Consider the following 24,884-nt stretch of genomic DNA (forward strand, 5'->3'; position numbering starts at 1 on the left):
AGAGAGGAGAAAATATGGAAGCAATTATCGAGAAAATCAAAGAGTATAAAATCATCGTCATCTGTACTGGTCTGGGCTTGCTTGTCGGCGGATTTTTCCTGCTAAAGCCAGCTCCACAAACACCTGTCAAGGAAACGAATTTGCAAGCAGAGATCGCAGCTGTTTCCAAGGATTCATTAACCGAAAAGGAAGTGAAGAAGGACGAAAAGACAGAGCCCCTTGAACAAGACCTAATCACAGTAGATGTGAAGGGGGCTGTTAAATCGCCAGGGATTTATGATTTACCTGTAGGTAGTCGGGTCAATGATGCTGTGCAGAAAGCAGGTGGCTTGACAGAGCAAGCAGACAGCAAGTCGCTCAATTTAGCTCAGAAAGTTAGTGATGAGGCTCTGGTTTACGTTCCCACTAAGGGAGAAGAGTCAGCTAGTCAACAGACTGATTCGGGGACGGATTCTTCGACAAGTAAAGCAAAGAAGGTCAATCTCAACAAGGCTAGTTTAGAAGAACTCAAGCAAGTTAAGGGTCTGGGTGGTAAACGAGCTCAAGATATTATTGACCATCGTGAGGCAAATGGCAAGTTCAAGTCAGTAGACGAGCTCAAGAAAGTCTCTGGCATTGGTGCCAAGACCATAGAAAAGCTAAAAGACTATGTTACAGTGGATTAAGAAGCTCCCTTTTCCCCTAATCTATCTGAGTTTTCTGTTACTTTGGCTTTACTATGCCATTTTTTCAGCATCCTATTTTGCTTTGTTGGGCTTCGTTTTTCTGCTCGTCTGTCTCTTTTTCCAATTCTCTTGGAAATCAGCAGGCAAAGTTCTATTGTTTTGTGGAATTTTTGGATTCTGGTTTCTGTTTCAAAATTGGCAACAGAGTCAAGCTAGTCAAAATTTGGCGGATTCTGTTGAAAGGGTACGGATTCTGCCCGACACTATTAAGGTCAATGGTGATAGTCTGTCCTTTCGTGGCAAGGCTGATGGACGCATTTTTCAAGTCTATTATAAACTCCAGTCCGAAGAGGAGAAAGAAGCCTTTCAAGCCTTAACAGACCTTCATGAGATAGGACTAGAAGGGAAGCTTTCGGAGTCAGAAGGGCAGAGAAATTTTGGTGGTTTTGACTACCAAGCTTATCTGAAGACTCAGGGAATTTACCAGACTCTCAATATCAAAAAAATCCAGTCACTTCAAAAGGTTGGTAGTTGGGATATAGGTGAAAACCTGTCCAGTTTACGTCGAAAGGCTGTAGTTTGGATTAAGACGCACTTTCCAGACCCTATGCGTAATTACATGACAGGGCTTTTGCTAGGACATCTGGACACAGATTTTGAGGAGATGAATGGGCTTTATTCTAGTTTAGGAATTATCCACCTCTTTGCCTTGTCGGGGATGCAGGTAGGATTTTTCATGGATGGATTTAAGAAACTACTCTTGCGATTAGGCTTGACCCAAGAAAAGTTGAAATGGCTGACCTATCCCTTTTCCCTTATCTATGCAGGGCTGACAGGATTTTCAGCATCGGTTATTCGCAGTCTCTTGCAGAAGCTACTGGCTCAACATCTTGTTAATGGCTTGGATAATTTGGCCTTGACGGTTCTTGTCCTCTTTATTATCATGCCCAACTTTTTCCTGACTGCAGGAGGAGTTTTGTCATGTGCTTATGCTTTTATCTTGACTATGACTAGCAAAGAAGAGGAGGGGCTTAAGGCTGTTGCCAGAGAAAGTCTAGTCATTTCCTTGGGCATATTACCCATTCTATCCTTCTATTTTGCGGAATTTCAACCTTGGTCCATCCTTTTGACCTTTGTCTTTTCCTTTCTTTTTGACTTGGTCTTCTTACCGCTCTTGTCTATCTTATTTGCCCTTTCCTTTCTCTATCCAGTCATTCAGCTGAATTTTATTTTTGAATGGTTGGAGGGCATTATTCGCTTGGTCTCACAGGTGGCAAGTAGACCTCTAGTCTTTGGACAACCCAATTCATGGCTGTTGATGCTACTATTAATTTCCTTGGCTTTAGTCTATGATTTGAGGAAAAATATCAAAAGAGTAGCTGGCTTCAGCTTACTGATTGTGGGTCTCTTTTTCTTGACCAAGCATCCACTGGAAAATGAAATTAGCATGCTGGATGTGGGGCAAGGGGAAAGTATTTTCCTACGGGATGTAACTGGTAAGACCATTCTCATAGATGTCGGTGGCAAGGTAGAATCTGATAAGAAAATCGAAAAATGGCAAGAAAAGACGACGACTAGCAATGCCCAGCGAACCTTGATTCCCTATCTAAAAGGTCGAGGAGTAGCCAAGATTGACCAGCTGATTTTAACAAATACAGACAAGGAGCATGTTGGAGATTTGTTGGAGGTGACCAAGGCTTTCCATGTAGGGGAGATTTTAGTATCAAAAGGCAGTCTGAAACAGAAGGAATTTGTAGCGGAACTAGAGGCGACTCAAACCAAGGTTCGTAGTGTGTCAGTGGGAGAGAATTTGCCAATTTTTGGAAGTCAGTTAGAAGTCTTATCTCCAAGGAAAATTGGAGATGGAGATCATGAAGATTCCCTGATTCTGTATGGAAAATTTTTGGATAAGCACTTTCTCTTCACTGGAAATTTGGAGGAGAAAGGAGAGAAGGACTTGCTGAGGCAATATCCTGACCTAGAAGTGGATGTTTTGAAAGCTGGCCAACATGGCTCTAAAAAATCATCAAGTTCAGCCTTTCTAGAACAGCTCAAACCAGAGATGACTCTCATCTCAGTTGGAAAGAACAATCGAACTAAATTACCCCATCAGGAAACCTTGACCCGACTGGAAGATATCAATAGCAAAGTTTATCGAACTGATCAGCAAGGAGCTATACGCTTTAAAGGGTGGAAAAGTTGGAAGATTGAGAGCGTTGGTTAATGAGCAGAAACTTTTCAAAAAAATAACTTTTTATCTTGACAAGGGCTAGAAAAATTGGTATTATATAAAAGTTGAGAAAAGCAGAAGTGAGAGCTTCTCGCCTTGTGACATTAAGTTGCCTGGCCCTACGGATGAAAAGTTTCTAAGAAACGCTATCATAACGTGCGGGCTTGTATATTTACGAGTCCGCTATTGTTTTTCTCTAATAAAACAAAAGAGGTGAAAACCATAGCAAAGCAAGACTTATTCATCAATGATGAGATTCGTGTACGTGAAGTTCGCTTGATTGGTCTTGAAGGAGAACAGCTAGGCATCAAGCCACTCAGTGAAGCGCAAGCTTTGGCTGATAACGCTAATGTTGACCTAGTATTGATTCAACCCCAAGCCAAACCACCTGTTGCAAAAATTATGGACTACGGTAAATTCAAATTTGAGTACCAGAAGAAGCAAAAAGAACAACGTAAAAAACAGAGTGTTGTTACTGTGAAAGAAGTTCGTCTAAGTCCAACGATTGACAAGGGTGACTTTGATACAAAACTTCGCAATGCACGCAAATTCCTTGAAAAAGGAAATAAAGTTAAGGTATCTATTCGCTTTAAGGGTCGTATGATTACCCATAAAGAGATTGGTGCAAAAGTTTTAGCCGAGTTTGCTGAAGCAACTCAAGATATTGCAATCATCGAACAACGTGCTAAAATGGATGGACGTCAAATGTTCATGCAATTGGCGCCAGCGACTGACAAAAAATAATTGTCAGAAAGTTAAATAAAGGAGAAAAAATCATGCCAAAACAAAAAACACACCGCGCATCAGCTAAACGTTTCAAACGTACAGGTTCTGGTGGACTTAAACGTTTCCGTGCTTACACTTCTCACCGTTTCCACGGAAAAACTAAGAAACAACGTCGTCATCTTCGTAAAGCATCTATGGTGCATTCAGGAGATTACAAACGTATCAAAGCAATGCTTACTCGCTTGAAATAATAGCTTGACTGTAAGTAAACAATTCTAGGAAATATTTGGAGGAAATAAAACATGGCACGTGTTAAAGGTGGCGTTGTATCACGCAAACGTCGTAAACGTATTCTTAAATTAGCAAAAGGTTACTATGGAGCTAAACACATCTTGTTCCGTACTGCAAAAGAACAAGTAATGAACTCTTACTACTATGCATACCGTGACCGTCGTCAGAAAAAACGTGACTTCCGCAAATTGTGGATCACTCGTATCAACGCGGCAGCTCGTATGAACGGACTTTCATACTCACAATTGATGCATGGTTTGAAATTGGCTGAGATCGAAGTTAACCGTAAAATGCTTGCTGACTTGGCTGTTAACGATGCAGCAGCTTTCACAGCTCTTGCAGATGCAGCTAAAGCAAAACTTGGTAAATAATAACAGATAAGACTGGAACAGGATTGTCCCAGTCTTTTTAAAAATAAAGGAGAAAAATATGGCTTCAAAAATGCTACACACTTGCTTGCGAGTAGAAAACCTTGAAAAATCAATCGCATTTTATCAAGATGCTTTTGGATTTAAAGAATTGCGTCGCAGAGATTTTCCAGATCATGCCTTCACGATTGTCTATCTAGGACTTGAGGGTGACGACTATGAGTTGGAGTTGACTTATAACTACGATCATGGTCCTTATGTAGTTGGAGATGGGTTTGCCCATATCGCCCTCAGTACACCTGATCTTGAGGCGCTTCATCAAGAGCATAGTGCCAAAGGCTATGAAGTGACTGAGCCAAATGGTCTACCAGGAACTGCACCTAACTATTACTTTGTCAAAGACCCTGATGGCTACAAGGTCGAAGTCATTCGTGAAAAATAATCTCGTGAAGTCAAGTAGAATGTTCGTTTTCTACTTGACTTTTTTTGGTTGAAAGAGTATACTAGTAAAAATTTAACCTTTAAGGGGAGTCCAGAGAGACTCACAAGGTGTCAGATAAAAGAATAGTACAATTTTCTAGAGGGGACTTTTTGAGTGTGCTCTCTTGTCTTGTACGATTTTAACTGAGGCCTTGCAATCGCAAGGCCTTTTCTTTATCTGGTCCCCTTAAAATTTAAGGAGGAAAAGTCATGAATCCCACATGTAAGAAACGTTTGGGTGCAATTCGTTTGGAGACCATGAAGGTGGTTGCACAGGAGGAAATCGCGCCAGCAATCTTTGAATTAGTCCTAGAGGGGGAAATGGTTGAAGCCATGCGAGCAGGTCAATTTCTTCATCTGCGTGTGCCTGATGACGCCCATCTCTTGCGTCGCCCTATTTCAATTTCGTCTATTGATAAGGTAAAGAAGCAGTGTCATCTCATTTACCGGATTGAGGGAGCTGGGACAGCTATTTTCTCAACCTTAAGTCAGGGAGATACTCTTGATGTGATGGGGCCTCAGGGAAATGGTTTTGACTTGTCTGACCTTAATGAGCAGAGCCAGGTTCTCCTTGTTGGTGGGGGGATTGGTGTTCCGCCCTTGCTTGAGGTGGCCAAGGAATTACATGCGCGTGGTGTGAAAGTAGTGACTGTTCTTGGTTTTGCTAATAAGGATGCTGTTATTTTAGAGACGGAATTAGCTCAATATGGTCAAGTCTTTGTAACGACAGATGATGGTTCTTATGGCATTAAGGGAAATGTTTCCGTTGTTATCAAGGATTTAGACAATCAATTTGATGCTGTTTACTCATGTGGGGCTCCAGGAATGATGAAGTATATCAATCAAACCTTTTATGACCACCCAAGAGCCTATTTATCTCTGGAATCTCGTATGGCTTGTGGGATGGGGGCTTGCTATGCCTGCGTCCTAAAAGTGCCAGAAAGCGAGACGGTCAGCCAACGCGTCTGTGAAGATGGCCCTGTTTTCCGCACAGGAACAGTTGTATTATAAGGAGAAAATTATGACTACAAATCGTTTACAAGTTTCTCTACCAGGCTTGGATTTGAAAAATCCGATTATTCCAGCATCAGGCTGTTTTGGTTTTGGTCAAGAGTATGCCAAGTACTATGATTTAGACCTTTTGGGTTCTATAATGATCAAGGCGACAACACTTGAAGCCCGTTTTGGCAATCCAACTCCAAGGGTGGCAGAAACACCCGCTGGTATGCTCAATGCAATTGGCTTACAAAATCCTGGTTTGGAAGTTGTTTTGGCTGAAAAGTTACCTTGGCTGGAAAGAGAGTATCCAAATCTTCCTATTATTGCTAATGTAGCTGGTTTTTCAAAACAAGAATATGCAGCCGTTTCTCAAGGTATTTCTAAGGCAGTCAATGTAAAGGCTATTGAGCTCAATATTTCTTGCCCCAATGTTGACCACTGTAATCATGGACTCCTGATTGGCCAAGATCCAGATTTGGCTTATGATGTGGTGAAAGCAGCTGTGGAAGCTTCTGATGTGCCAGTTTATGTCAAACTAACCCCTAGTGTGACGGATATCGTCACTGTCGCAAAGGCAGCAGAGGATGCAGGAGCAAGTGGATTAACCATGATCAATACTCTAGTTGGAATGCGCTTTGACCTCAAAACCAGAAAACCAATCTTGGCCAATGGAACAGGTGGGATGTCAGGCCCAGCCGTCTTTCCAGTAGCCCTCAAGCTTATTCGCCAAGTCGCTCAAACAACAGACCTTCCCATCATTGGAATGGGGGGAGTGGATTCGGCTGAAGCTGCCCTAGAAATGTATCTGGCTGGAGCATCTGCTATTGGAGTTGGAACAGCTAACTTTACCAATCCATATGCCTGTCCTGATATCATCGAAAATTTACCAAAGGTTATGGATAAATACGGCATCAGCAGTCTAGAAAATCTCCGCAAGGAAGTAAAAGACAGCCTTAGATAAGCTAGACCATCCTTATTGTTAATAAGAAATAGAATTTTCATCATTTTGTAATATTTTCATCTTTTAACTATGTTAAAATAAAGTTAATTACGAATGATGTAGATGAATATCTACTTAGGGGAGTAAAATGAAGAGAATACTACTTGTAAGTACAGCAGTGCTTGCATTGGCAATTGTGCCCACAACATCAGTCTTTGCTGAAGCTAGTAAAACAACAGACCAAAGTCAAACGACGAATAAGAGTCAATCTGTGGACACAAATCAGTCTAAAGATAAAAATCAGACTCCAGCATTAGAAGAGAAAAAAGTTGTTGAAAATACAAAGAATGAAGCTGAAAAGACGGAAAAAAAGAAAGAACCAGTTGTTGTAAAAGAAAATAATTCTAAACAAGAGGCTATTCCAAATAAAGAAAAAGTTGAAGAAGTTCATAAGAATGGTTGGCAGAAAGAGCATGGGAAATGGCTTTTTTATGAGAATAATCAACCAATCAAAAATTGGAAAAAAATTGCGGGTGTCTGGTATTTATTTGATCAACATGGAATCATGGCCAGCAATACTATTGTTAATGACTATGCTTTTCGTACTAGTGGAGCAATGGTAGAAAATTCCTGGGTGAAAATTGCTGATAAATGGTATTATGCTACAGATTCAGGAAAGATTGTTCGTAATAGATGGGAAAAAATTAGCAATGTTTGGTATTACTTCAAGCAAGATGGAGTTATGGCTAGCAATGTTCTAGTGAACGATTATCTTCTAAATAGTAGTGGAGCAATGGCTCAGAATGCTTGGGTGAAGATTACTGATAAATGGTATTATGCTACAGATTCAGGAAAAATCCTTCGTAATAAATGGGAAAAGATTAAGGGCACATGGTACTATTTTAATAATGATGGTGTGATGGTCAGTAATCAGTGGAAAGATGCTTACTATCTAAAGAATAGTGGAGCAATGGCTGAAAAAGAATGGATTTTTGATAAATCTTATAATAGCTGGTTTTACTTAAAATCAGGTGGTGCTTATGCTTCACGTGAATGGATTGGTGCTTATTACCTCAAATCTGGTGGTTATATGGCCAAGAATGAATGGATTTTTGATACTAACTACAATGCATGGTACTACCTGAAAGAAGATGGAAGCTATGTTACTGGTAGTTTTAATATTAAAAATAAAGAGTACTTCTTCCAAGATAACGGAAAGTGGATTCAAAGTCCAAAATATTTTAAGGTTAAACCAATCACAGCCTATATTTATAGCGAATCAGGAGATATTTTGAGCTATGTCAATCAGGGAAGTATTGTGACCTATGATGGCTCTAAAAGCAAGGGTAGTCGTCTAGCTGTTTCAATATTAGGCTTGTCCGGTTATATGAATCAAAGTGATTTGGTTTTAGTTGATGAAGGAAGTGAGTTTATTCCTCACTATACTACAGATGGAAGATTCCTATATCATGAACTTTCTCCATACACTAGTATTCGGGTAGCTCCACATACTTCAGCCATGAAAATTGGTAAGAAGTATTATTCAAAGGATGGAGAACATTTCGATGGGTTTACTATCAAAAATCGTTTCCTTTTCAAGAATTTAACTGAACCAACCAACTATAGTGCGGATGAATTAAATAGAGTTTATTCGATGATGAATATCCGAAACAGTCGTCTTGCCGGTAAAGGAGCAATTTTTAAAGAAGCTGAAAAACGTTACGGTGTCAATGCTCTCTATTTAATGGCTCATAGTGCGCTAGAAAGTGCTTGGGGACGAAGCCAAATTGCTAATGATAAAAATAACTTCTTCGGTATAGCTGCTTACGATACCAGTCCCTATGATTCAGCTAAGAAATTTGATGATGTAGACAAAGGAATTCTTGGTGCGGCCAAGTGGATTCGTGAGAACTATATTGACCGTGGAAGAGATCACCTTGGAAATAAAGCAACAGGAATGAATGTACGCTATGCATCAGATCCGTACTGGGGTGAAAAAATAGCTAGTATCATGATGAATATCAATAGTCGACTTGGTGGAAAAGATTAAAAGATAAGCAACGATAACCGCTGAAAAGTGGTTGTCGTTTTTTTATTTTTCCGTAGATTTAAGAAGATAAAATGGAGTGAAGTATAGTCAAAAAGCCGTTTTAAAGCGGTTTTTCTTATACAAAAATAATTATAATATAATATTTTGTTGAGTATTTTGGTTTATTATAGTAAAATGGAATAAAAATACTAAAGGATATTAAAAAGATGTTAAATATGAAGAAGTTGGTTTATGCGAGTCTAGCCTTTTTATCAGTCTTTACTTTGGTGGCTTGTTCTGGTCATAATAAAGAGACAAAAGTTTCAGAAGCAAAAGTGGAACAGAAAAAAAGCTAAGTTTGATAAAAAGTTGTTTAAAGAAGCTGGTTTACTGCCCTTTAAAAATAAAAAATAGCTTGAACTTGGAAAACTGGATTCTAAAAATCGTGCGACGGGGGCTCATATTCAGCTCAAGGATAGTGATGAACCGACTGATAAGAGAGAAACAAAGTTGACCTATGATCCAGTTGGTTGGCACAACTATAAATTCTTTTATGGTGATGGAACGAAAGAAGCATGGTTGATGAGTAGAGGTCATTTGATTGGTTATCAGTTTAGTGGTCTGAATGATGAAAAGAGAAATTTAGTTCCTATGACTAACTGGCTCAATGCTGGAAATTATTCTGGGACTGATGAACTCAACCAGAGTAGTATGCTTTACTATGAAAATCGCTTAGATTCATGGCTCGCTAATCATCCAAACTACTATCTTGATTACAAGGTGACGCCAATTTATCAAGAAGGTGAGTTGATTCCAAGAAAAATCGAGTTGCAGTATGTAGGTATTGATGAAAATGGTAAACTCTTGGAAATTAAATTGGAGAGCAGTAAGGAAAAGATTGATAAGTATTCTGTGACCCATGTCATTTTAGATAATGTTTCGCCTAATGCAGAAATTAACTATTTGGATGGAACAGCAAAAAATACTGTAGAAAGTGCGGAGGAAAAAGCTAAGAAAGAGGCAGAAGAAAAAGCTAAAAAAGAAGCTGAGGAAAAGGCTAAAAAAGAAGCTGAGGAAAAAGCAGAAGCTGAGAAGAAGGCGAAAGAAGAGGAAGAAAAGGCTCGTCAAGCAGAACAAGAAAAGGAAGAGAGTCAGGAATCAAACACGCAATCAGCAAATTCAGGTGGTTATTTCAAAGATTCCAGAGGAAGATGGCATAAACCAAATGGCAAGTATGCCTCTAAGAAAGAAATTAAAGCAGCTGGATTGCAGTGGTAGGAAAAATTTAGTAGATATACAGTCAAAAAACCGTTGCAAAGCGGTTTTTTGTTGCGTGTTTTGGGGTAATATAGTAGAATTATGGAGATATTAAATATTTTTTGGAGATTAATATGAAGAAAAAAATAATTATATTGTCAATGTGTCTGATATTAGGAATTTCTGGTCTTGGATACTATTTCTTATCTTATGTCCCCTACAGATCTGCTGTAACTAAGTTTGAAGATATAGTCAAAGATTTACAAGAAAAAAATAAAGAGGTTGAAAACCAAATAGCTGAGGCTGAGAAGGTAATTGATAGTGGCGAAGAGCCATTGGATTCAAAAAAATTAGAAGAATTAAAAAAAGCAATTGAAGATAGTCAGAATTCGCTTCGAAAAGTACCAGAAATGGAGAAATCAACTGCTAAGATTGAGGAGCAAATAGAAGAATTAAGCAAGTCAGTGGACTATAGTGAAACAATAAAAAATTTATCTGACAAACAGACTCTTTATCAAAATAGTATTCTTCAGCTAAAACAAATTACAAATCCATCTAATACTTTTGTTGAAGAAAGACTCAAAGAAATTTCTTCAATTACAGGAGTACAGTCTGTTACTGAAAATAACGATCCAAATAATAAATTGAATAAACAAGGTGGGTATACAGCGTCTGTATATTTTGTTGACAATCAAGTTACACATTCAGTAGAGGGATCTGATATTGTTCAGAAAGGAAATGATGCTGGTGGAAATGTAGAGGTGTATAAGACAAAAGAAGAAGCTGAGAAACGAAACACATATATTAGCGCATTTGATGGTACTGCTTTAAATCCTGGTTCACACTATGTTTATGGAACAGTTTTAATTCGTACATCACACTATTTAACTGGAACGCAGCAGAAAGAGTTAACTGAAAAAATTTATAATAAACTGATTGAACTTAAATAATTTAAAAATTGGATAGCTATTAGTTTATTTAACTAATATACAGTCAAAAAGCCGTTTTAAAGCGGTTTTTTTGTTATAATGAAGGGAAGAATTATTGATATTAAAGGAGAATAACATGACATTTGAAGAAATGCTGCCTGGCTTAAAGGCTAAGAAAAAATATGTACGAACTGGTTGGGGAGGTGCGGAAAACTATGTCCAACTTTTTGATACTATTGAACAAAACGGGGTTGCACTTGAAGTGACACCTTATTTCCTAATCAACGTGTCTGGAGAAGGGGAAGGTTTTTCCATGTGGAGTCCGACACCTTGTGATGTTTTGGCGACGGATTGGGTAGAAGTGAATGACTAAACGTGTACTCATTACAGGAGTGAGTTCAGGGATTGGTCTGGCTCAGGCTCGACTCTTTTTAGAGAATGACTATCAAGTTTATGGAGTTGACCAAGGTGAAAATCCACTCTTAGAGGGTGATTTTCACTTTTTACAGAGAGATTTGACCTTGGACTTGGAGCCTATTTTTGACTGGTGTCCTCAGGTGGATGTTTTGTGCAATACTGCTGGAGTTTTGGATGATTATAAACCACTTTTGGAACAGACAGCGCAGGAAATTCAAGAGATTTTTGAAATTAACTATATGACTCCTGTTGAGTTGACTCGCTATTACTTGACACAAATGCTGGAGAATAAAAAAGGGACCATTATCAATATGTGCTCCATCGCTTCGAGTCTAGCAGGTGGCGGCGGACATGCCTATACTTCTTCGAAGCACGCCTTGGGAGGCTTTACTAAGCAGTTGGCTCTAGACTATGCTGAAGCTGGGATTCAGGTCTTTGGTATCGCTCCAGGAGCAGTCAAGACAGCTATGACCGCTGCAGATTTTGAGCCAGGTGGATTGGCTGACTGGGTTGCTAGTGAAACACCAATCAAACGCTGGATTGAACCAGAAGAAGTGGCAGAAGTCAGTCTCTTTTTGGCCAGTGGAAAGGCATCTGCCATGCAGGGTCAAATTCTGACAATAGATGGCGGCTGGTCTTTGAAGTAGGAGGAGATTTATTGAAAAAGATAGATTTTATAACTAGATTAAAGTCCCTTACCTCTTATCTAGCTAAAAACAAGTTTTATTTTTCATTTATAATATTATTTGCAATATGTGGAATGTGTGTTTTTTTTAATATTACCATAGGAATCATTTTATTTCTTGTGATTTTTATTATAAATATATTTCTTTGTAAAAAATATTATAGTTGGACTGCTACCATAATAGAAATATTATATGAGATTAATTTTTCTTTATTATTGATAATAAATTTTTTCCCAATAAAGAGTTGTTTGAGTAGCTATAACATTATATATTTAGCAGGGATATTATTTTACACGATTTTACAGTCATATTTTTTAGCTGGTAGAAAAAAAGAAATTTTAAATAGTAATCAATTATTTCTGGAATTATTCAGAAGGACATGGATAGATTATAAAAAAAACCAATATTCTAAAAAGAATAAAAATTATTTATTTGTCGTAATATATATTATAAGTCTTATATTCTATGCCATAATAGTGGGAGATTATATGCTAAATTCAGAGGATATCAGATCAGATTTTCAAAATATTTATATTCTGATACTCTCTTTATATATAGTAACTCTAATATCGTTAGCTGCAAATAGGTATTTTGATAGAAGAGATGAAACAAATATATTTACTATAATAATTCCTGAAATCCCTATTATTTATCTTATAGCGAATACTGGGATATCACAAAACTCAATGATTTCATGGGTTGCTATTACCACACTTTCAAGTTTTGGACTTTTTATTTTTGATAGGAGAGAAATCAAAACTATTACCGAATTTTTAAACTATGATAAGTTTAGTTGGAAAGAATACAAAAAATTAAAAAACTATACAATATTTTTATTGTTTTTACCATTGATTTACATATTTTTGTCTTTTATAGAAAAAGTTGAACAACATAAAATTTTTAATTCACCAGCTTCGCCATTAAGAAATCAATATTCAATTCAATTCATATTAAGGTTTGTGTCTTTTATTCTTATATTTGTTTTTGCAGAATATATAGCTCAGAAATTACTTACTTTCGTCCTATCTAAAAAATTTAAAAGTTTGAAATATATTAGGAGCAGCGGCTATTATTATGGAATTAGTAAAGGAAAAATTGCCAGTCATCCTACTATTATAGTTATAGGGAATAATATTTACTTTGTCAAAGGAAAGCAGGCTAAATTATTTTCTAAACAAGATGTATTGGATAGTTATAAAATTTCTTTGAATAACTATCTAAAAAGCTTAGTAAAGTATAACTCGTCAAAATATTTTGATGTTAAAAAGGGGAAAAATAATAATTTAAAAGATTTGATGATGGGTATTTTCATATATTTAATGTTGATAGTTGTTTTAGTTTCAGGTTTCTTACATCTTAATTCGATTGTTGAAAAGTCATATGTTGAAGGATACTATTATAAGATTAAAGAATCTACATTTTCTTTTGAAAATGATCAAATAATGATAAAAAATGATAGATTGTATGTTAATCAAGAGCATAGTATACCGTATGATTTTAATATATATAAAGATTCGTACAAAGATAAAATAACTTATTACAGTGATAAAAAAATATTAAATTTTAATGATACCGCCTATTTATATGTTGATCGTTGTAGTAATTTATATGGGGCTTTAAAAGTATCAGGAATTTCGAATGATAAAATTTTTATAAATCAAGATTTAATTGATCCAATTTTTTATGGTAGTTTAAAAGATGTGTTTTTTGTTAAATTTAAACTTAATGATTTTAATAATAGTTTTATATACACCCATATTCAAATTACTTCAAATATGGATGATATAATAAAGAATTTTGAAGATGAAGGAGTATGTTATAGTAAAAAAACTTTTGGGAGCTTAACTAGATTTACTATTTATAATGATTCTAGTATGAAGAAAATAAAGTATTTGATTATCGTGGAAAATGATTTTATAGCTTCGATAAATTTTATACAGAGCGTCAATTATCATGATCTAGAAAAGATTTTATTGCAGTTAAATGTAGATATTTCTAAGTAGAACAATTATTATTGTTTCATCACGAATTAAATGGGATTAGGATATGGAAATCAAAAAACACTTTGGAGTCTACGCTGTTTGCTTTGAAAATGGGAAGTTACTCTGCATTGAAAAAACGAGAGGACCTTATCAATATCGGTATGATTTACCTGGTGGCAGTCAGCAACTTGGTGAAGGACTGACGGAAACGCTGATTAGAGAAGTTATGGAAGAGACGGGATTTACCGTTAGAAGCTACTCCAATCCTCGAATCTACGATGTTTTTGTCAGGGAAGAGTTAATAAATTTTATGCTTCACCATATCATGGCATTGTATGATATTGAGATAAACGAGAAGGCATCTCAAGTGAATATTTCTGAAACTATCTCTGATGGTGTTAATGATTCACTGGGATATGTTTGGATGGATATTCAAAAAATCACAGAAGAAAATGCATCGCCATTAGTATTGAAGGTTAAGTCTGAATTATTAGGATTTCCAGAATTGGACAAGACTTTGTATATGAATTGGAAGGTGAATGATGAGAAACCAACTAGCCCTTAGTGGCGAAAAAATTCTTGAAAAAATTTATCCTCAGTTATTGCACCACGTAGGTATGATTCGTGGGGAATATTTGTTGAGAGAGCTCAATCAAAACATCCTGTTACCAAGTTGTCAGCAATTTGTAAAAGATTATCTACACACTATTTGTTCCTTGTACTCAGATGAGGAGGTCTGGTATCGTTTTTCAGAATTAACGAATACAGAATCCAATTGTTTAGAGGGAACTAAACAGCATTTTGACGAACGTCATCCTTTGTTTGGTTATAGAGGGACTAGGCGTTTATTGGCGTGTCCGGATGAATTTCAGGCTGAAGCATATGTCGTTACAGAAGTTTATCAAAACAATCCCAATCTATCTGTTATCTTTCCTTTTGTTAATGATGCCGACCAATTAAAGCAAGCTATTACAGTATTGCGTGAGCATGGTTTTACTGGGAAAATCGGCACAATGATTGAATTGCCGTCAGCTTATTTTGACTTGGACAGAATACTGGAAACGGGTATTTCAAAGATTATAGTTGGAATGAATGATTTGACTTCTTTTATTTTTGCCACTGTGAGAAACAGTCAATGGCATGATATGGAAAGTCCAATTATGTTAGACATGCTAAGAGATATGCAGGATAAAGCAAGGATGAAAAAGATTGACTTTGCTGTAGCAGGCTATCTGAATGATTCTTTCATACAAAAAATGAATCAGATGGGCATCAAATGCATTATCCACTACAGTTCTATTCCAGATATTTTTAATTTAGAGATTGTTCATCCAGACCATCTCAAACGTATAAAAGAAGTGAGTAAAAAATTACAAAGGAGCACCCATGACACCGCAGGAAATGTGGAATGCATACAAGAAAATTAACCCCTCTATAGGAGATGAAATCGATGCTTGGGCTTTTGGAGTGGAACCAGACCTTTTAGCAGATTTGGTTTTAAGAGGCGAAAAGACTGCAACCGCCTCGGCCTACGACCTCTACGCACTAGAAGACGAGCCCCTTCCACAAGAAGGAACTTTTGATGTCATTTTAGACAGTCAAAATCAGGCTGTCTGCATTGTCGAAATTACAAGGGTTTCCGTTCAGTCCTTTAATCAAGTTTCTGAGCAACATGCCTATAAGGAAGGTGAGGGAGACAAATCTCTGACCTATTGGCGGCAGGTTCATGAGGATTGTTTCGCCGAGTGGTTGAGAGAAGCAGGATTGACTTTTACACCTGACAGCAAGGTTGTTTTAGAAGAATTTCGCAAGGTCTACCCTCTGTAAACAGATAGAAGGAAGAAAGTTTTGGAAATGACCGTCCAATCCTTTTTTCTTAAGCAAAACATGATATAATAAGTTTGTTTGAAGAAGAGCTCTAGCTCTTAAACTTAGATAGGAGAAAACTATGCAAGCAGTTGAACATTTTATTAAGCAATTTGTTCCTGAACATTATGATTTATTTTTAGACTTGAGTCGTGAGACCAAGACTTTTTCAGGAAAGGTGACTATTAGTGGTCAAGCACAGAGTGACCGTATTTCCCTTCACCAAAAAGATTTGGAAATCGCTTCTGTAGAAGTTGCAGGTCAAGCTCGCCCATTTACAGTTGACCATGACAATGAAGCCCTTCATTTTGAACTTGCGGAAGCTGGTCAAGTTGAAGTGGTTATCGCTTTCTCAGGAAAAATTACAGACAACATGACAGGGATTTACCCTTCTTATTACACAGTTGATGGAGTTAAGAAGGAGGTCTTGTCAACTCAATTCGAGAGCCATTTTGCGCGTGAAGCCTTCCCATGTGTGGATGAGCCAGAAGCCAAAGCAACTTTTGACCTCTCTCTACGTTTTGACCAAGCAGAAGGTGAATTGGCCTTGTCTAACATGCCTGAGATTGATGTTGAAAACCGTAAGGAAACAGGTATCTGGAAGTTTGAGACAACACCTCGCATGTCTTCTTACTTGTTGGCCTTTGTTGCTGGTGATTTGCAAGGTGTGACGGCTAAAACTAAAAACGGTACCCTCGTAGGTGTTTATTCAACCAAAGCTCATCCACTATCAAACCTTGATTTCTCACTGGATATCGCTGTTCGCTCTATCGAGTTTTACGAAGATTACTATGGAGTTAAATACCCAATCCCTCAATCTCTCCACATCGCCCTTCCTGACTTCTCAGCTGGTGCTATGGAAAACTGGGGGCTTGTGACCTACCGTGAAGTTTACTTGGTTGTGGATGAAAACTCAACATTTGCTAGCCGTCAACAAGTTGCCCTAGTTGTGGCCCATGAATTGGCTCACCAATGGTTTGGGAACCTCGTTACTATGAAATGGTGGGATGACCTTTGGCTCAATGAAAGCTTTGCCAACATGATGGAGTACGTCTGTGTGGATGCTATTGAACCAAGCTGGAATATCTTTGAAGATTTCCAAACAGGTGGTGTTCCGTCTGCCTTGAAACGTGATGCGACTGATGGTGTTCAATCTGTTCACGTCGAAGTGAAACATCCAGATGAAATCAATACGCTCTTTGACGGAGCTATAGTCTATGCCAAAGGAAGTCGCCTCATGCATATGCTTCGTCGTTGGCTAGGTGATGCTGATTTTGCCAAAGGTTTGCATGCCTACTTTGAAAAACATCAATACAGCAATACAATTGGTCGTGACCTTTGGGATGCTCTTGGTCAAGCGTCTGGACGTGATGTCGCAGCCTTCATGGATTCTTGGTTGGAACAACCTGGTTACCCAGTTCTCACTGTCAAAGTTGAAAATGATGTCTTGAAGATCTCACAAAAACAATTCTTTATCGGTGAGCACGAAGACAAGAACCGTCTCTGGGTTGTGCCACTAAACAGCAACTGGAAAGGCTTGCCTGATACACTCGAAACTGAAAGCATCGAAATCCCTGGCTACGCAGCCCTTCTTGCTGAAAATGAAGGAGCTCTTCGTCTCAATACTGAAAATACAGCTCACTACATTACAGACTATCAAGGAGACTTGCTAGATGCTATTCTTGCTGACCTAGTTGAGCTTGATAATACAAGTAAACTGCAAATCGTCCAAGAACGTCGCTTGCTTGCTGAAGCAGGGCACATTTCTTATGCAGACTTGCTTCCAGTACTTGATAAACTCGCTAAAGAAGAATCTTACCTTGTCGTTTCAGCTGTTTCTCAAGTAATATCTGCTCTTGAGCGCTTTATAGATGAAGGAACAGAAGCTGAAAGAGCCTTCAAAGCCTTGGTTGCTAAATTGGCTCGTCACAACTATGACCGTCTTGGTTTTGAAGCTAAAGATGGCGAATCAGATGAGGATGAGTTGGTTCGTCAGTTGGCTGTTTCTATGATGATTCGCTCAAATGATGCAGAAGCTAGTCAAGTCGCTAGCCAAATCTTCGCGGCTCACAAGGAGAATCTTGCAGGACTTCCAGCAGCTATTCGCTCACAAGTTCTGATCAATGAGATGAAACATCATGAGACTAAAGACTTGTTAGCACTTTATCTTGATACTTACACTCACGCAACAGATGCTGTCTTTAAACGCCAGTTGGCAGCTGCTCTTGCATACAGTACAGATGCGGATAATATCCAAAACTTGATTGCTTCTTGGAAGGACAAATTTGTGGTCAAACCACAAGACTTGTCTGCTTGGTACTTCCAGTTCTTAAGCCATCAAGCAACTCAGGAAACAGCATGGTCTTGGGCTCGTGAAAACTGGGCTTGGATTAAGGCAGCTCTTGGTGGAGATATGAGCTTTGATAGCTTTGTTATCCTTCCTGCTCACGTATTTAAGACTCAGCAACGTTTGGCAGAGTACAAGGAATTCTTTGAGCCACAACTTTCTGACCTTGCTCTTAGCCGTAACATCGGTATGGGAATCAAGGAAATTGCAGCGCGTGTTGACTTGATTAACCGTGAAAAAGCTGCAGTGGAAGCAGTCGTTCTTCAATACGGAAACGCATAAATAAGCCTAAAATAAAAAGAAAACTCAGCTTTCTCATGTAAAATGTAGAGAGTTGAGTTTTTTTTAAGGCAAATTTGGTATAATGGTTTTAATAAGGAGGAGTTTCTCATGATAAAAATCTTATTGGTTGAGGATGACCTAGGTCTGTCAAATTCAGTATTTGACTTTTTAGACGATTTTGCAGATGTCATGCAGGTATTTGATGGAGAAGAAGGTCTCTACGAAGCTGAGAGTGGCGTCTATGACTTGATTTTGCTCGATTTGATGCTGCCTGAAAAAAATGGCTTCCAAGTCTTGAAAGAATTGCGTGAAAAGGGGATTACGACTCCAGTTCTGATCATGACTGCCAAGGAAAGTTTGGATGACAAGGGACATGGATTTGAACTGGGAGCAGATGATTATCTGACCAAACCTTTCTACCTAGAAGAACTCAAAATGAGAATTCAAGCCCTGCTCAAACGTTCAGGCAAGTTTAATGAAAACACCTTGACTTATGGAAATATTGTGGTTAATTTGTCAACAAATACCGTTAAGGTTGAAGATACTCCTGTCGAATTGCTGGGGAAAGAGTTTGATTTATTAGTCTATTTCCTTCAAAATCAAAATGTTATTTTGCCCAAGACTCAGATTTTTGATCGTCTATGGGGATTTGATAGTGACACAACGATTTCGGTTGTCGAAGTCTATGTTTCAAAAGTCCGTAAGAAATTAAAAGGAACCACTTTTGCAGAGAATTTGCAAACCTTGCGTAGTGTTGGGTATATTTTAAAAGATGTTCAGTAAACTAAAAAAAACATGGTATGCGGATGACTTTAGTTATTTTATCCGCAACTTTGGTGTCTTCACTCTGATTTTCTCTACCATGACTCTGATTATTTTGCAGGTCATGCATTCGAGTCTCTATACTTCGGTGGATGATACGCTACATGGTTTGAGTAATAATCCTCAAGCAGTTATTCAGCTGGCAGTAAATAGGGCGACAGAAGAGATTAAAGATTTAGAGAATGCCGCTACAGATGCTAGCAAGACGGAGATAAAACCCAATGTCAGTTCTAACACAGAAGTCATTCTCTTTGATAAGAATTTTACCCAACTCCTTTCTGGAAACCGATTTTTGGGCTTGGATAAGATTAAACTGGAGAAAAAAGAATTAGGCCATATCTATCAAATTCAGGTTTTTAATAGCTATGGACAGGAAGAAATCTATCGCATGATTTTGATGGAAACCAATATCAGTTCGGTTTCAACCAATATCAAGTATGCAGCTGTCTTGATTAATACCAGTCAGTTGGAGCAAGCCAGTCAAAAGCATGAGCAATTGATTGTGGTCGTGATGGCAAGTTTCTGGATTTTGTCTTTACTTGCCAGTCTCTATCTAGCTAGGGTCAGTGTTCGGCCCCTGCTTGAGAGCATGCAGAAGCAGCAGTCCTTTGTGGAAAATGCCAGTCATGAGTTACGAACTCCACTTGCTGTTTTGCAAAATCGTTTAGAAACCCTTTTTCGTAAGCCAGAAGCAACCATTATGGATGTGAGCGAAAGCATTGCATCGAGTTTGGAAGAAGTCCGAAATATGCGGTTTTTGACGACGAACTTGTTGAATTTAGCTCGTAGAGATGATGGGATTAAGCCGGAACTTGCAGAAGTTCCAACTAGCTTTTTCAATACGACTTTCACAAACTATGAGATGATTGCTTCGGAAAATGACCGTGTCTTCCGTTTTGAAAATCGTATCCATCGAACAATTGTCACAGATCAACTTCTTTTGAAACAACTGATGACCATCCTATTTGATAATGCTATCAAATATACTGAGGAGGATGGTGAAATTGATTTTATGATTTCAGCGACTGATCGTAATCTTTATTTGTTAGTTTCTGACAATGGAGTCGGTATTTCAGCAGAAGATAAGAAGAAAATTTTTGATAGATTTTATCGAGTTGATAAGGCTAGAACCCGCCAAAAAGGTGGTTTTGGTTTAGGTTTATCCCTAGCCAAGCAAATTGTAGATGCGCTAAAAGGAACCATTACTGTTAAAGATAATAAACCAAAGGGAACAATCTTTGAAGTGAAGATTGCCATCCACACACCATCTAAAAAGAAAAAATAAAAATATCGCTCCAGCTGGGGCGATATTTTGGATTTATCTTCTACGTTTTCGTTTGATAATAGATCGTTGAACTTTTAAGACAAGTAAGCTGGCTCCGATTGCTGCGGTAAAGGCAAGAGCAGTTGATAATTTTAATGCTAAAAAGACAAAACTAAAGATAGCAATACAGATACAAAAAACAGCGATATTAACAAAAAATAGGATTTCCTTGAGATTGGCATCAGATTGCGCTTCAGGTGTATAATCTTGATAGCGAGGAACCTGTTGGCTTAATTCTTCTTGATACTCTACCTCATAGGATTGTAATTTTCTTACGGGCATTATTCTCTCCTTAACAGTACATACCTATTTTATCATTTTTTCAGCAGAGAATTATTACAGAAAGGTTACAATAAGAATAAAGTCCCTTTTCAAAATCACTTTTCTTGACACTATAATGTGAAAATGATAGGATGGATAGACACTCAATACTTATTAATATTCATAATTGATTATATTACTAAGAAAATAGAGCTACCAATTGATTCATTTTTAGGAAAATTATTTCCTTATTTTCTTTATTTTATTTAATTTGATTAGTGAGATTTGTTTTGAATACAGAGACAGATTTTCTGTCTCCTATTTTTGTAGTAGTGAGGTGTCTAATTGATACCTCTTGGAAAAGTTAAAGGAGATAAGCATGTATCTTGCTATCAAAGAAATATTACGAAACAAACTTCGATATAGTTTGATTCTAACTACTATTTTTCTTATCGCTTTTATGGTCTTTTTTATGACCAGTCTAGCTCTTGGTCTTGTGCTAAACAACCGAGCCGCTATTGATAATTGGCAAGCGACGGGTGTGGTTTTATCTGACTACGCAAATGATAATTTGACAGCATCTTTTATTCCTGAAAAGGACTACAAGGATAAGAGTTCTAAAGAGGCTGCTCCACTAGGGTATATGTTTGCTGTGACTAATCTAGTCGATGATAGTGAAAAGGTCAATGTTTCCATCTTTGCTCAAGAGTGGGACGCTTTTATCTCTCCTAGTTTGACGGAGGGCCGTTATCCTGAAGGGGATGATGAGGTGGTCGTAGATCAGTCCTTTGAAAACTATGGAATGAAGTTGGGTGATGCCATTCAGCTCAATGGAAGCGAAGTAAGTTACAAGATTGTAGGGCTGACTAAAGGAAATAAGTTTTTTACTGAGCCAGTTGTATTTACGAGTTTGACAACTTATTGGACCTTACAAGGAACTTTAAAATCTAATAAATCCATCTCTGCCTTGGTATTGAAAAATGATATAGAAGTGGCTGGTGATGGACTGAAACAGATTTCTACTCCAAAAATGATATCGAAAATTCCTGGTTACACACCTCAAGTTAATGTATTTTCAGGGATGATTCTTGCTATGATTGTCATCACAGGCTTGATTGTGGGTATATTTGTTTATATCATTACCATACAAAAACTAGGACTTTATGGAATAATGCGGGCTCAGGGAATACAGATCAAAACCATTGTATGGTCTCTTTTCTGTCAAATCTTCTTCCTAGCTGGTATGGGAATTTCTCTAGCCTTGCTAGCTATCGGAGGAGTGATTTTGTTTTTACCAGCTACCTTCTTTTTCTACCCAAGCTGGATAGCTTACTCTGTCCTAAGCTTGGTGATTTGTTTGATGGCCATGCTAGGTGGTGTCATTTCACTTCCACGCTTGCTAAAGGTGAACCCGATTACTGCGATTGCAGAATGATAAGGAGAATAGTATGACAGCATTGATTGAAATGACTCAAGTGACAAAAACGTACGGGGAAGGAAAGATGAAAGTCGTAGCTCTACATGAGACGAATTTTCAGCTAAATGCAGGAGAGTTCGTGGCTATCGTTGGGCCTTCAGGTTCTGGAAAGACGACCTTTCTAACGACTCTAGGACAACTTCAGGAAGCGTCGAGTGGAAAGATTTTAGTTAAGGGTAAGGAAACAGGCAATTTGACGGAGAAGGAGAAAACAGACCTCCGTTTTAGAGAATTTGGTTTCATTCTCCAGGCGTCAAACTTAATTCCTTTTCTAACGGTCAAGGAACAGCTGGATTTGATTGACAGACTGGATAAGGGAAAAAATAGTAAAAGTGACCGGAAAGAACTTTTTGACTTGTTGGATTTGGAAAAAGTACAAGATCAGTATCCCAAGGCTCTATCAGGTGGAGAACGTCAACGAGCTGCGATTGCTAGAGCCCTCTATAACAATCCAAGCATTGTGCTTGCCGATGAGCCAACAGCCAGTCTGGATACCGAGCGTGCCTACCAAGTTACGGAGATGTTGTCGGCCATTGCCCATGAACAAGGAAGAGGAGTTGTCATGATTACACATGATACACGTCTTCTTGATAAGGTTGACCGTATTTATGTCATGAATGATGGTCACCTAGTTGAAAAATCACTTGCATAAAATGAGAGTGGACAGTGCTAGTTACTGTTCACTTTTTGATTGCAAACCTTAAAAAATGACTTTGCCTTTTTAGAAAATTCCTAGTATTCATAGCTGATTTTCCAGAAATATGGTATAATTTTTCTTATGGAAAAGATTATCATTACAGCAACTGCTGAAAGTATTGAACAAGTTAAACAACTGCTCGAAGTTGGCGTAGACCGTATCTATGTTGGTGAGAAAGATTTTGGCCTTCGTCTGCCAACAACCTTTAGTTATGACCAATTGCGTGAAATCGCTAAGTTGGTTCATGAAGCTGGTAAGGAATTGATTGTTGCGGTCAACGCCCTCATGCACCAAGATATGATGGACCGTATCAAGCCTTTCTTAGACTTTTTGGAAGAAATCAAGACAGACTACATTACGATTGGGGATGCAGGTGTCTTTTACGTAGTCAACCGCGATGGTTATTCATTTAAGACCGTCTATGATGCTTCAACTATGGTGACAAGTAGTCGTCAGATTAACTTCTGGGGACAAAAGGCTGGCGCATCTGAGGCTGTTTTGGCGCGTGAAATTCCATCTGCTGAACTCTTTAAAATGCCAGAGATTTTGGAAATTCCTGCTGAAGTTTTGGTTTACGGTGCTAGTGTCATCCATCATTCTAAACGTCCACTCTTGCAAAACTACTATAACTTTACGCATATCGATGATGAAAAGACTCGCAAGCGTGACCTCTTCTTGGCTGAGCCAAGTGACCCAGAGAGTCACTATTCCATTTTTGAAGACAATCATGGTACCCACATTTTTGCAAACAATGACCTTGATTTGATGACAAAATTGACAGAATTGGTAGAGCATGGTTTTACTCACTGGAAACTAGAAGGTCTCTATACACCTGGTCAGAACTTTGTTGAGATTGCAAAACTCTTTATCCAAGCGCGTAGCTTGATTCAAGAGGGCAACTTTAGCCATGACCAAGCCTTCTTGCTAGATGAAGAAGTGCGCAAGTTACACCCTAAAAACCGTTTCCTTGATACAGGATTCTATGATTACGATCCTGATATGGTTAAATAGGACATCAAAACCCGAAATAAAAATGTTCGGGTTTTTCTAGTGTATCCATGAAATAAAAAAGGATACATGTTATAATAAAAGTAGCTCTTTAATGGAGGTGTTTGAGTGGAAAATCTGAAAAAAATGGCAGGTATCAAGGCTGCTGAGTTTGTCAATGATGGCATGGTAGTCGGACTAGGAACGGGGTCTACTGCCTATTATTTTGTAGAAGAAATCGGTCGTCGTATTAAGGAAGAAGGGTTACAGATTACAGCTGTAACGACTTCTAGTGTGACTAGTAAACAGGCTGAAGGGCTTAGTATACCGCTCAAGTCTATTGACCAAGTAGACTTGGTTGATGTGACGGTTGACGGGGCAGATGAAGTGGATAGCCAGTTTAACGGAATCAAAGGTGGTGGTGGTGCCCTTCTCATGGAGAAGGTTGTGGCAACGCCCTCAAAAGAATATATTTGGGTGGTAGACGAAAGCAAACTAGTTGAGAAATTGGGCGCTTTTAAACTGCCTGTAGAAGTAGTTCAGTATGGTGCAGAACAGGTCTTTCGTCGTTTTGAGCGAGCTGGCTACAAACCAAGTTTCCGTGAAAAAGACGGCCAACGTTTTGTGACGGATATGCAGAACTTTATCATTGACTTGGCCTTGGATGTCATCGAGGATCCAATTGCCTTTGGCCAAGAATTGGACCATATCGTTGGTGTCGTGGAGCACGGCTTATTTAATCAAATGGTGGATAAGGTAATCGTTGCTGGACGAGACGGGGTTCAGATTTTAACTTCAACAAAAGCAAACTAATCAACATAA

25 protein-coding genes, 1 pseudogene and 1 other annotated feature are annotated in these 24,884 nt (G+C 38.1%); of the genes and pseudogenes, 25 read left to right on the plus strand and 1 reads right to left on the minus strand.

Annotated elements, in window-relative coordinates:
- The first annotated feature begins 14 nt into the window (after window positions 1-14).
- The 21 genes and pseudogenes from O3616_RS02250 (at window position 15) to ciaH (ending at window position 20,601) form a co-directional block, all read left to right on the plus strand.
- A complete protein-coding gene (locus tag O3616_RS02250; RefSeq protein WP_371637971.1) occupies window positions 15-665 on the plus strand; it encodes a helix-hairpin-helix domain-containing protein in 651 nt (216 codons plus the stop codon).
- Window positions 649-2,889 (plus strand): DNA internalization-related competence protein ComEC/Rec2, encoded by a 2,241-nt coding sequence (locus O3616_RS02255; RefSeq protein ID WP_371637973.1) that lies wholly within the window; start codon window positions 649-651, stop codon window positions 2,887-2,889. The genes O3616_RS02250 and O3616_RS02255 overlap by 17 nt, the downstream gene beginning before the upstream one ends.
- A gap of 72 nt (window positions 2,890-2,961) precedes the next feature.
- Window positions 2,962-3,093, plus strand: a sequence feature (ribosomal protein L20 leader region).
- Window positions 3,094-3,108: 15 nt separating this feature from the next.
- On the plus strand, window positions 3,109-3,639 hold the full coding sequence (infC, locus tag O3616_RS02260; RefSeq protein ID WP_000848180.1) for a translation initiation factor IF-3: 531 nt from the start codon (window positions 3,109-3,111) through the stop codon (window positions 3,637-3,639).
- A 32-nt stretch (window positions 3,640-3,671) separates the two neighbouring features.
- Entirely contained in the window at window positions 3,672-3,872 is a 201-nt protein-coding gene (rpmI, locus tag O3616_RS02265; RefSeq protein ID WP_001125943.1) for a 50S ribosomal protein L35, read from the plus strand.
- A gap of 51 nt (window positions 3,873-3,923) precedes the next feature.
- Window positions 3,924-4,283, plus strand: coding sequence for a 50S ribosomal protein L20 (gene rplT / locus O3616_RS02270; RefSeq protein WP_000124834.1), 360 nt, complete (start codon window positions 3,924-3,926; stop codon window positions 4,281-4,283).
- Between the two features lie 58 nt (window positions 4,284-4,341).
- Complete coding sequence (locus O3616_RS02275) at window positions 4,342-4,722, plus strand: VOC family protein (RefSeq protein WP_000157153.1); 381 nt, start codon at window positions 4,342-4,344, stop codon at window positions 4,720-4,722.
- Window positions 4,723-4,970: 248 nt separating this feature from the next.
- Entirely contained in the window at window positions 4,971-5,771 is an 801-nt protein-coding gene (locus O3616_RS02280) for a dihydroorotate dehydrogenase electron transfer subunit (RefSeq protein WP_371637974.1), read from the plus strand.
- Window positions 5,734-6,720, plus strand: a complete 987-nt coding sequence (locus tag O3616_RS02285; RefSeq protein WP_371637975.1) for a dihydroorotate dehydrogenase — start codon at window positions 5,734-5,736, stop codon at window positions 6,718-6,720. The genes O3616_RS02280 and O3616_RS02285 overlap by 38 nt, the downstream gene beginning before the upstream one ends.
- 127 nt (window positions 6,721-6,847) lie before the next feature.
- Window positions 6,848-8,749, plus strand: coding sequence for a glucosaminidase domain-containing protein (locus O3616_RS02290; protein WP_371637976.1), 1,902 nt, complete (start codon window positions 6,848-6,850; stop codon window positions 8,747-8,749).
- Between the two features lie 206 nt (window positions 8,750-8,955).
- Complete coding sequence (locus O3616_RS02295) at window positions 8,956-9,084, plus strand: hypothetical protein (RefSeq protein ID WP_371637977.1); 129 nt, start codon at window positions 8,956-8,958, stop codon at window positions 9,082-9,084.
- A gap of 19 nt (window positions 9,085-9,103) precedes the next feature.
- A pseudogene (locus tag O3616_RS02300) lies at window positions 9,104-10,006 on the plus strand (DNA/RNA non-specific endonuclease); the annotation flags it as partial.
- Between the two features lie 113 nt (window positions 10,007-10,119).
- Complete coding sequence (locus O3616_RS02305; protein ID WP_371637979.1) at window positions 10,120-10,935, plus strand: EbhA; 816 nt, start codon at window positions 10,120-10,122, stop codon at window positions 10,933-10,935.
- A 115-nt stretch (window positions 10,936-11,050) separates the two neighbouring features.
- A complete protein-coding gene (locus tag O3616_RS02310) occupies window positions 11,051-11,287 on the plus strand; it encodes a DUF2829 domain-containing protein (protein ID WP_033629908.1) in 237 nt (78 codons plus the stop codon).
- Window positions 11,280-11,978, plus strand: a complete 699-nt coding sequence (locus tag O3616_RS02315; protein WP_371637980.1) for a 3-oxoacyl-ACP reductase — start codon at window positions 11,280-11,282, stop codon at window positions 11,976-11,978. The genes O3616_RS02310 and O3616_RS02315 overlap by 8 nt, the downstream gene beginning before the upstream one ends.
- Window positions 11,979-11,989: 11 nt before the next feature.
- A complete protein-coding gene (locus O3616_RS02320; RefSeq protein WP_371637981.1) occupies window positions 11,990-14,020 on the plus strand; it encodes a hypothetical protein in 2,031 nt (676 codons plus the stop codon).
- Between the two features lie 43 nt (window positions 14,021-14,063).
- On the plus strand, window positions 14,064-14,564 hold the full coding sequence (locus tag O3616_RS02325) for an NUDIX hydrolase (RefSeq protein WP_371637982.1): 501 nt from the start codon (window positions 14,064-14,066) through the stop codon (window positions 14,562-14,564).
- Window positions 14,542-15,426: a putative PEP-binding protein gene (locus O3616_RS02330; RefSeq protein WP_371637983.1), complete on the plus strand. Its 885-nt coding sequence runs from the start codon at window positions 14,542-14,544 to the stop codon at window positions 15,424-15,426. The genes O3616_RS02325 and O3616_RS02330 overlap by 23 nt, the downstream gene beginning before the upstream one ends.
- On the plus strand, window positions 15,386-15,826 hold the full coding sequence (locus O3616_RS02335) for an ASCH domain-containing protein (RefSeq protein WP_371637984.1): 441 nt from the start codon (window positions 15,386-15,388) through the stop codon (window positions 15,824-15,826). The genes O3616_RS02330 and O3616_RS02335 overlap by 41 nt, the downstream gene beginning before the upstream one ends.
- Window positions 15,827-15,947: 121 nt before the next feature.
- Complete coding sequence (locus O3616_RS02340) at window positions 15,948-18,494, plus strand: M1 family metallopeptidase (RefSeq protein WP_371637985.1); 2,547 nt, start codon at window positions 15,948-15,950, stop codon at window positions 18,492-18,494.
- 108 nt (window positions 18,495-18,602) lie between these two features.
- The gene (ciaR, locus tag O3616_RS02345; RefSeq protein WP_000590639.1) at window positions 18,603-19,277 is read left to right on the plus strand and encodes a two-component system response regulator CiaR; all 675 of its coding nucleotides are present in this window, start codon (window positions 18,603-18,605) and stop codon (window positions 19,275-19,277) included.
- Entirely contained in the window at window positions 19,267-20,601 is a 1,335-nt protein-coding gene (ciaH, locus tag O3616_RS02350) for a two-component system sensor histidine kinase CiaH (RefSeq protein ID WP_371637986.1), read from the plus strand. The genes ciaR and ciaH overlap by 11 nt, the downstream gene beginning before the upstream one ends.
- Window positions 20,602-20,634: 33 nt before the next feature.
- Here the strand turns inward: ciaH and O3616_RS02355 are convergent, their stop codons facing one another.
- Entirely contained in the window at window positions 20,635-20,922 is a 288-nt protein-coding gene (locus O3616_RS02355; RefSeq protein WP_371637987.1) for a DUF3270 domain-containing protein, read from the minus strand.
- A gap of 358 nt (window positions 20,923-21,280) precedes the next feature.
- Between O3616_RS02355 and O3616_RS02360 the strand changes: the two genes are divergently transcribed.
- The 4 genes from O3616_RS02360 to rpiA all read left to right on the plus strand — a co-directional run bounded on the left by O3616_RS02360 (window position 21,281) and on the right by rpiA (window position 24,875).
- On the plus strand, window positions 21,281-22,336 hold the full coding sequence (locus O3616_RS02360) for an ABC transporter permease (RefSeq protein WP_371637988.1): 1,056 nt from the start codon (window positions 21,281-21,283) through the stop codon (window positions 22,334-22,336).
- Between the two features lie 13 nt (window positions 22,337-22,349).
- A complete protein-coding gene (locus O3616_RS02365; RefSeq protein ID WP_070482735.1) occupies window positions 22,350-23,030 on the plus strand; it encodes an ABC transporter ATP-binding protein in 681 nt (226 codons plus the stop codon).
- A 126-nt stretch (window positions 23,031-23,156) separates the two neighbouring features.
- The gene (locus tag O3616_RS02370; RefSeq protein ID WP_371637989.1) at window positions 23,157-24,086 is read left to right on the plus strand and encodes a peptidase U32 family protein; all 930 of its coding nucleotides are present in this window, start codon (window positions 23,157-23,159) and stop codon (window positions 24,084-24,086) included.
- 105 nt (window positions 24,087-24,191) lie between these two features.
- Window positions 24,192-24,875, plus strand: coding sequence for a ribose-5-phosphate isomerase RpiA (gene rpiA, locus O3616_RS02375; RefSeq protein WP_371637990.1), 684 nt, complete (start codon window positions 24,192-24,194; stop codon window positions 24,873-24,875).
- The last annotated feature ends 9 nt before the right edge of the window (window positions 24,876-24,884 follow it).

The organism is Streptococcus sp. 27098_8_86 (assembly GCF_041432595.1).
GTDB classification, from domain to species: Bacteria; Bacillota; Bacilli; order Lactobacillales; family Streptococcaceae; genus Streptococcus; species Streptococcus pneumoniae_F.

Excerpts from the sequence above, each read along its gene's own strand:
- O3616_RS02250 (WP_371637971.1), top strand. The coding sequence starts at position 15 with ATGGAAGCAATTATCGAGAAAATCAAAGAGTATAAAATCATCGTCATC.
- O3616_RS02255 (WP_371637973.1), top strand. The coding sequence starts at position 649 with ATGTTACAGTGGATTAAGAAGCTCCCTTTTCCCCTAATCTATCTGAGT.
- rpmI (WP_001125943.1), top strand. The coding sequence starts at position 3,672 with ATGCCAAAACAAAAAACACACCGCGCATCAGCTAAACGTTTCAAACGT.
- rplT (WP_000124834.1), top strand. The coding sequence starts at position 3,924 with ATGGCACGTGTTAAAGGTGGCGTTGTATCACGCAAACGTCGTAAACGT.
- O3616_RS02275 (WP_000157153.1), top strand. The coding sequence starts at position 4,342 with ATGGCTTCAAAAATGCTACACACTTGCTTGCGAGTAGAAAACCTTGAA.
- O3616_RS02280 (WP_371637974.1), top strand. The coding sequence starts at position 4,971 with ATGAATCCCACATGTAAGAAACGTTTGGGTGCAATTCGTTTGGAGACC.
- O3616_RS02285 (WP_371637975.1), top strand. The coding sequence starts at position 5,734 with ATGGCCCTGTTTTCCGCACAGGAACAGTTGTATTATAAGGAGAAAATT.
- O3616_RS02290 (WP_371637976.1), top strand. The coding sequence starts at position 6,848 with ATGAAGAGAATACTACTTGTAAGTACAGCAGTGCTTGCATTGGCAATT.
- O3616_RS02295 (WP_371637977.1), top strand. The coding sequence starts at position 8,956 with ATGTTAAATATGAAGAAGTTGGTTTATGCGAGTCTAGCCTTTTTATCA.
- O3616_RS02305 (WP_371637979.1), top strand. The coding sequence starts at position 10,120 with ATGAAGAAAAAAATAATTATATTGTCAATGTGTCTGATATTAGGAATT.
- O3616_RS02310 (WP_033629908.1), top strand. The coding sequence starts at position 11,051 with ATGACATTTGAAGAAATGCTGCCTGGCTTAAAGGCTAAGAAAAAATAT.
- O3616_RS02315 (WP_371637980.1), top strand. The coding sequence starts at position 11,280 with ATGACTAAACGTGTACTCATTACAGGAGTGAGTTCAGGGATTGGTCTG.
- O3616_RS02325 (WP_371637982.1), top strand. The coding sequence starts at position 14,064 with ATGGAAATCAAAAAACACTTTGGAGTCTACGCTGTTTGCTTTGAAAAT.
- O3616_RS02330 (WP_371637983.1), top strand. The coding sequence starts at position 14,542 with ATGAGAAACCAACTAGCCCTTAGTGGCGAAAAAATTCTTGAAAAAATT.
- O3616_RS02335 (WP_371637984.1), top strand. The coding sequence starts at position 15,386 with ATGACACCGCAGGAAATGTGGAATGCATACAAGAAAATTAACCCCTCT.
- O3616_RS02340 (WP_371637985.1), top strand. The coding sequence starts at position 15,948 with ATGCAAGCAGTTGAACATTTTATTAAGCAATTTGTTCCTGAACATTAT.
- ciaR (WP_000590639.1), top strand. The coding sequence starts at position 18,603 with ATGATAAAAATCTTATTGGTTGAGGATGACCTAGGTCTGTCAAATTCA.
- ciaH (WP_371637986.1), top strand. The coding sequence starts at position 19,267 with ATGTTCAGTAAACTAAAAAAAACATGGTATGCGGATGACTTTAGTTAT.
- O3616_RS02355 (WP_371637987.1), bottom strand. The coding sequence starts at position 20,922 with ATGCCCGTAAGAAAATTACAATCCTATGAGGTAGAGTATCAAGAAGAA.
- O3616_RS02360 (WP_371637988.1), top strand. The coding sequence starts at position 21,281 with ATGTATCTTGCTATCAAAGAAATATTACGAAACAAACTTCGATATAGT.
- O3616_RS02365 (WP_070482735.1), top strand. The coding sequence starts at position 22,350 with ATGACAGCATTGATTGAAATGACTCAAGTGACAAAAACGTACGGGGAA.
- O3616_RS02370 (WP_371637989.1), top strand. The coding sequence starts at position 23,157 with ATGGAAAAGATTATCATTACAGCAACTGCTGAAAGTATTGAACAAGTT.